Genomic DNA, 6,096 nt, shown 5'->3' with positions numbered 1-6,096 from the left:
AGTTCGCCGACCACGGCGAGCTGACCACCCGCATGGGCGAGGCCGCCGCCCGGCACGCCCGCGGCTTCGGCTGGGCCGCCGCCGCGCAGCGCACCGTCGACGTCTACGGCGACGCCCTCGCCTCCCGGCCCGGTCGCCTACGATCGGTGCATGCCTGATGTGAGCGACGCGACCGCGGTGATCGAGCGCACCCTCACCGAAGCCGAGCTGGAGTGGGAGTCACCCGACCCGGGCACCTACGTGGTGACGCTCCCCGGGACGAAGAAGCTCTCCACGACGTGCTCCCTGGTCGTCGGCAAGCACTCCCTCTCCGTCAACGCTTTCGTGGTCCGCTGCCCCGACGAGAACCACGAGGCCGTGCACCGCTGGCTGCTGGAGCGCAACACCCGCCTGTACGGCGTCAGTTACGCCATCGACCGGCTGGGCGACATCTACCTGGTCGGCCGCTTCCCGCTGGCCGCCGTCACGCCGGACGAACTCGACCGCATTCTCGGCACCGTGCTGGAGAACGCCGACGGCTCGTTCAACACGCTGCTGGAGATGGGCTTCGCCGAGGCGATCCGCAAGGAGTACGCCTGGCGGACGTCCCGAGGCGAGTCCACCCGCAACCTCGACGCCTTCAGCCACCTCACCCGCGACTGACGCCCGCCCCGGCCCGACCCGGCCGGGAGCGGGCCGGGGCGGGGGCCGTTCCGCTCAGTGCGCGTCGTCGGTGCTGTGGGTGCCGTGGGTGCCGTGGGTGCCGCGGACGACGGCGACCGGGCAGGGGGCGTGGTGCAGCACCGCCTGGCTCACCGAGCCGAGCAGCAGCCCGGTGAACCCGCCGCGACCGCGCGCCCCGACCACCAGCAGCTGGGCGTCCCCGCCCGCCTCGATCAGCGTCTCGCGGGTCCGGCCCTCCACCAGCCGGCGGTGCACCGTCACGTCCGGGAACCTGTCCTGCCAGCCGGACAGCGCCTCGGCGAGCACTCGCTCCTCCTCGTCCTTCAGCATCGCCTCGTCGTACACCAGCGGCACCGGGTCGCCAGGCCCGGTGGACACCGGGCCGGTCCAGTTGTTCCAGGTGTGCACGGCGACCAGGTCGGCACCCCGCATCGAGGCCTCGGCGAAGGCGAAGGCGACCGCCGCCACGCCCGCCGGAGAACCGTCCACCGCGAGCACCACGTCACCCGCGGAACGCGCCTCGCCCCGCACCACCAGCACCGGGCAGTGCGCGTGAGCGGACAGGTGGACGGCCGCGGAACCCAGCAGCAGCCCGCCGAAGGTGCCCAGCCCGCGGCTGCCGACGACCACCAGTTCCGCCGTCCGCGACTCCGCCTCCAGCACCGCCAGCGCGTCCCCGGGCACCACCACGGCGGACACCTCCAGACCGGGCGCCGCGGCCTCGGCCCGCTGCTTCGCCTCGGCCGCCACCCGCTCCGCGACGTTGCGCAGTCCGCCTTCCGGCGGGCCGACCTCCGAGGGGCCGAGCGGCACGTTCATCAGCGGCCAGATGAACGCGTGCACGATCCGCAACGCACAACCGCGCAGCTCCGCCTCCCGGGCCGCCGTGTCGACCGCCTTCAGCGCCGAGGGTGAGCCGTCGACGCCGACCAGGATGTGCGCGTTCATGGGGGATCTCCGTTTCCGCGGTGAGCAGCGGGCCTTCCGGGTGCGGCCGACCACGACCCCACTCTGGCCCGCCGGCCACCGCCGCGAGTAGGGCCGGGTGGGCTCCCCACGGGTACCACCCGGCCCTCCCTCCCAAGCAGCGGCGCGGCCGGCACTCGAAGTGTCAGCCCTCCGGAGCAGCGGTCCCGCCCCGCCGCCGTGGCCCGAGGAGGACACCGACCTGCCGGCGCTCGGCTCCCGCGGCTACGCCCGGACGCGATCGTCGTCGGCCTCCAGCACCTCGGCGGCCAGGACGGCCCGTTGCTCGAACTCGCGTTCACCACCGCCTCCGCCCTGGCGCTGACGGTGCGCACGTTCGAGGTCTCGTTCAGGGTGATGAGACCGATGTCGGCAGACGGGAGCATCCGTATGCTGGCTGTGAACCGCCTCCCGGGCCTTCCCACGGGTGCCGGGCGGACGAGGAGGCGATCGACCCGGCCGGGTTCGCCCGGCAGTAGGCACTACCGGCTGTAAGCGGCAGCGGCCATCTCCCCTCCGTTGATGAGCGCTTCGGAGATGTCCAGCGCCACGTGGGAAGGAGAACGCGCCGTGATCCTCCCGAAGGTTCGGGACCCGCGGTTCGTGACGATCCGCCGGGGCGGGACTCTCACCGACGCGGACCACCGTCTCCTCGCCCTGTGGGCGGCCTTGTGTGCGGAGCACGTCCTTGATCTCTTCGAGTCGGTCCAGGCCGGGGATCCACGGCCGCGCCAGGCGATCGAGCACGCCCGGGCCTGGGTACGCGGCGAGGTCGGGATGATGCAGGCTCGCGCGGCGGGCGGTCACGCGATGGGGGCGGCCAGGGACCTGCGTGGGGCAGCCCGGCACGCCGCATACGCCGCAGGCCAGGCTGGGGCCGTCGCCCACGTCGCCGCGCACGAGCTGGGCGCCGCCGCGTACGCGATCAAGGCCGCCCGTGCGGCGGCGCCGGAGGGCGAGAGCGAGGCGGCGGGACGGCTCGAGTGCCAGTGGCAGCGCGATCAGCTGCCGGAAGCGATCCGTGATCTGGTCCTTGACGACCAGCGGTTGCGCAACGACATCTGCTGGTCGGTGTTCGACTGCGGCAGATGAGCTGACGGAGGACTCATGGCGGGGGGCGAACTCAGGGATGCTTGATCGCGACGGCTATCTGCGCCTCGCCCACCGCAGCGCGATGACCTTCGGCCTTGGTGCCAGGTGACTCGCCCGGGTCTTCGGAGACCGCGCGGCAGACTCGCTGTTCTGCGGGTTCGACGCGGTTCTCGCGCCGGAGACGCGGCCGGCGCTCCGCATGAGGACGGCTACTGGGCCGCGATCGGATTCGGGCCGGACGGCGACGCCCTCGGGTCGATCACGATCTCAGCCGACGTCGTCGCGAACGACCGTTGTGGTCTGCCGGTTTTACCGCGTGGACGTGCAGTGATCGGTCGGCTACTTTCTTCAAGCCGACATCTGGTCGGTTTCCTGTGGCTGGGTGGGGTGGGGAAATGGTGAGGGCGAAGAACGTCGCCATGAACAGGTCGCTGACGCTGGCGTTGAGTGTGCTTCTCGGGTGTGGAGTGCTTGCCTCTCCGGCCGCTGCGGATCCGGCGCCTCGAGTGGCCGCCTCGGGAGCGGTCGGGAACGACGCGCGGGACACCTCCTCCGCGGACGTGTCCGTCAATGCCCGGTGGATGTTCGACGAGGTCTCCGGCACGCCCCGAACGACGCCGGATGACGTGGCCGACGACAATCCGATGGGCCTGCACGGTGAGGCGGACATCGTGGCCGACGCCTTCATGGGCGACGGCGCGCTGAGACTGGACGGTCTCAGCGGTTACGCGTCCACTTCTCAGGTGCCGGTGGACACCTCGGGCAGTTTCACCGCGGCCGCCTGGGTGAGGGCGGAAGGGGAGCCCGACGGCCCGGTCGCCCTGTTCGGGGCCGAGGGGCGGAATCGGGACGGATTCGGTGTGCGCTACGTACCTCACCCGACTGACCCGGTCGGGCATCCGGGTCAGTGGCAGTTGCTGTTGCCGGGCACCGACGATGAAGACGCCACTGTCGTGCGGTTGGGCAACTCCAACTTCTACTCCGTCACCGACTGGAACCACATCGCCGTCGTCCATGACGCGGTCCGCAAGGAAACCCGTCTGTACGTCAACGCCATCGAGGAGTACCGGAACTGCCCGGACGACGACGGTGACGGGCGAGCCGACGACGAGACGTGCGTGCCCGGCGTGCTGAGGGCACACGGGGCGGGGACGTTCACGGCCGACACCTCGTTCCAGGTGGGCCGATTCGCCAAGGACACCAGCGGTACCGGGCACTTTCCCGGGGTGATCGACGACGTCTGGCTCTTCCGCGGGGCCCTCAATGACCGGCAAGTGCAAGAGCTGTGTGCTTCCTGGTTCGATTTTCCTACGGTGGTACCCGGCACGTGACGCCGCCCCGCGATACCACCGGCCGGCCGGACTTCACCGTTACCGTCCCGCGGTGTCCTCACCCGCCGTCACGCGGAGCAGTTCGCGGATCTGGTCGGTGATGGCGGCGCGGGCCTTGAGGAAGTCGGGGTCGGTGAGGGTGCCGGTGGCGGGGTCGGTGTTGCCGGGGGCCCAGGGCAGCACGGGGGTGTGGAGGTGGCCGCCGGGGGCGCGCAGGCCGGTGGTGTCGCGGAGCAGCGTGGCGCGGTAGGCGATCTCGTTGGAGAGGTAGTTGCCGCCGCCTCCGGAGCGGGCGGCGGAGCCGGGGGTGGGGCCGTCGGGGCGGGTGACGGGCGTGGTGCCGCCGGCGGGGATCTCGGTCACCTCGGTGTTGTCGAGGACGGGGTAGGGGCCGGTGCCGACCTCGGTGAGGGCCTGGTACGGCAGGGTGGTGGCGATCCACTGCGGGCCCGGGGCGGTGCCGGGGACGGGGATCAGGCCGGTGACGGACTCGTTGGCGTTGTCGGGGTAGCCGCCGCGCCAGGCGCCGTTCCAGCGTTCGACGTCGAAGCGGCCGGGGCGCCCCTGGCTGATGGTGGTGAACACGTCGGCGCGGCGCGGGCCGGCGGCGAAGTGCGGGCGCAGGGTCTGCTCGACGGTTCCGGCGGTGAAGTCGGCCCAGCGGACCGGGAAGACGGCGACCTCGATCCGGGCCGGGCCGTCCGCCGTGCGGATCGTGGTGCCGTCCAGGGCGAGGGCGGCGGCACCGGACGGGTTGCTGCGGCGGATGTCCTGGTCGAGCTGGAACGGGTCGAAACCGGTGACGACGATCCGCTTCACGCCCTTGCCCGCCGGCAGGTACATGGTGTCCTGGCCGCGCGAGCCGACCTCCAGGCGGTGCAGCAGCGCCGCTCGCCGGGTCTCGGTCAGCGGGAAGCGGGGCTGCCACTCGCGGATCGTGCGGCTCATGGCGAGGCGGGCCCAGTACAGGGGGCGGTCGTCGTCCCTGGCGAGGTCACCGCCCGCCGGTCCCCGGCCCTGCACCCGGTCCACCGCGTGCTGCCACAGGGCCCGGCTGTGCCGCCGCACGGTGCGCTCGGCCGCGCGGGCGGTGGGCGCCTGGCAGAGTGCCCGCGCGAGGGCGGCGGAGTGGTGGTCGAATCCGCTGCTTGTGAGGATCTCCTGCGGTATGCGTCCCGGCAGGCGCTGTTCCTCGACGGTGAGGGCGGCGCCCACGCGGGTGCAGGCCGGCGTGCGGCGGTCGTTCCCCGCTGCCTGCTTGTCGCGGTCGCTGCCGCCGGTGGCGGCGAGGGCGGTGCCCGGTGTGGCCAACAGGGCGCCGCACAGGGCGAGTACGGTCAGGCGGGAACGCAGCAGCACCGGGAGCACCTTCCGTGGGGGATCTTGCCCGGCACTCTAGGCGGCCTCCCGGCGGATGGACAGGGTGTCCCCGGCCGACTGCGCGGCATGGACGCCGCGTCAGAGCGGCCCTTCCTGGTAGGGGAGTCGGGTGCTGTGCTCCAGCCAGGTCACGCAGGCCCAGCCGAGCAGGGTCAGCGTGGTGAGACCGGCGACGGCGGCGACGGTGGCGCGTCCGGCCGGGGTGAGGCGGTCGCCCAGCAGTGCGCGGGTCAGGGCCCACACGGCGAGCGCCACGGCGGGCACCCCGAGGACCATGGCGGGCAGTTCGACCCAGAGCAGGCTCAGGTCGCGGTTCTCCCCCTCGAAGTCGCCGCGCAGGCCAGGCCGCGCGCCGTGCAGCCAGGTGACGAAGCCCGTTCCGGCGCCGGCCAGGCCCAGTAGGCAGCCGATGCCCGCGTCCCGCTGTTCCGTGGCTGATCCCATGACCGGTAAGGACGAGGGCCGGCGGTGCGCAGTTCCGCTCGTGGGGGAACGAAGCCGCACGTCACACGTGTGACGTGAGCCGTGCCCCGCCCCTCGGCGGGGATACGCCTCCGCCCGTCGCGTGCCCGCGCCCGCCCCCGGACGCCGCTGTACCCCGCCTGCCGATGAGGGGCGGGGTACAGCGGGTGCGGTCGGCGGCGGGTGACCGCTGCGGCCTGCG

6 protein-coding genes are annotated in these 6,096 nt (G+C 72.8%); 3 read left to right on the top strand and 3 right to left on the bottom strand.

Translation table 11 applies throughout. From position 1 onward, the window contains the following. The first annotated feature begins 150 nt into the window (after positions 1-150). On the top strand, positions 151-642 hold the full coding sequence (locus ACYVE9_RS12915) for a type III secretion system chaperone family protein (protein ID WP_461027954.1): 492 nt from the start codon (positions 151-153) through the stop codon (positions 640-642). Between the two features lie 54 nt (positions 643-696). On the opposite strand, the gene ACYVE9_RS12910 is transcribed toward ACYVE9_RS12915, so the two are convergent. After that, positions 697-1,611 carry a universal stress protein gene (locus ACYVE9_RS12910; RefSeq protein WP_461027953.1) on the bottom strand — a complete coding sequence of 305 codons (915 nt, stop codon included), beginning with the start codon at positions 1,609-1,611 and terminating at the stop codon, positions 697-699. 588 nt (positions 1,612-2,199) lie between these two features. On the opposite strand from ACYVE9_RS12910, the gene ACYVE9_RS12905 reads away from it, so the two are divergent. Together ACYVE9_RS12905 and ACYVE9_RS12900 are read left to right on the top strand one after the other, a co-directional pair. After that, a complete protein-coding gene (locus tag ACYVE9_RS12905; RefSeq protein WP_461027952.1) occupies positions 2,200-2,721 on the top strand; it encodes a putative immunity protein in 522 nt (173 codons plus the stop codon). Between the two features lie 506 nt (positions 2,722-3,227). Then, entirely contained in the window at positions 3,228-4,052 is an 825-nt protein-coding gene (locus ACYVE9_RS12900; protein ID WP_461027951.1) for a LamG domain-containing protein, read from the top strand. A gap of 39 nt (positions 4,053-4,091) precedes the next feature. On the opposite strand, the gene ACYVE9_RS12895 is transcribed toward ACYVE9_RS12900, so the two are convergent. Beyond that, positions 4,092-5,408 (bottom strand): pyroglutamyl-peptidase I, encoded by a 1,317-nt coding sequence (locus ACYVE9_RS12895; protein WP_461027955.1) that lies wholly within the window; start codon positions 5,406-5,408, stop codon positions 4,092-4,094. Positions 5,409-5,510: 102 nt separating this feature from the next. Then, positions 5,511-5,876, bottom strand: coding sequence for a hypothetical protein (locus ACYVE9_RS12890; RefSeq protein ID WP_461027950.1), 366 nt, complete (start codon positions 5,874-5,876; stop codon positions 5,511-5,513). Positions 5,877-6,096 lie beyond the last annotated feature (220 nt).

The sequence above is a fragment of the Streptomyces sparsus genome (assembly GCF_054776295.1).
This window is presented reverse-complemented; position numbering and strand designations above follow the sequence as displayed.

What these genes read in the sequence shown, in the direction of transcription:
- ACYVE9_RS12915 (WP_461027954.1), top strand. Translation starts at nt 151, where the DNA reads ATGCCTGATGTGAGCGACGCGACCGCGGTGATCGAGCGCACCCTCACC.
- ACYVE9_RS12910 (WP_461027953.1), bottom strand. Translation starts at nt 1,611, where the DNA reads ATGAACGCGCACATCCTGGTCGGCGTCGACGGCTCACCCTCGGCGCTG.
- ACYVE9_RS12890 (WP_461027950.1), bottom strand. Translation starts at nt 5,876, where the DNA reads ATGGGATCAGCCACGGAACAGCGGGACGCGGGCATCGGCTGCCTACTG.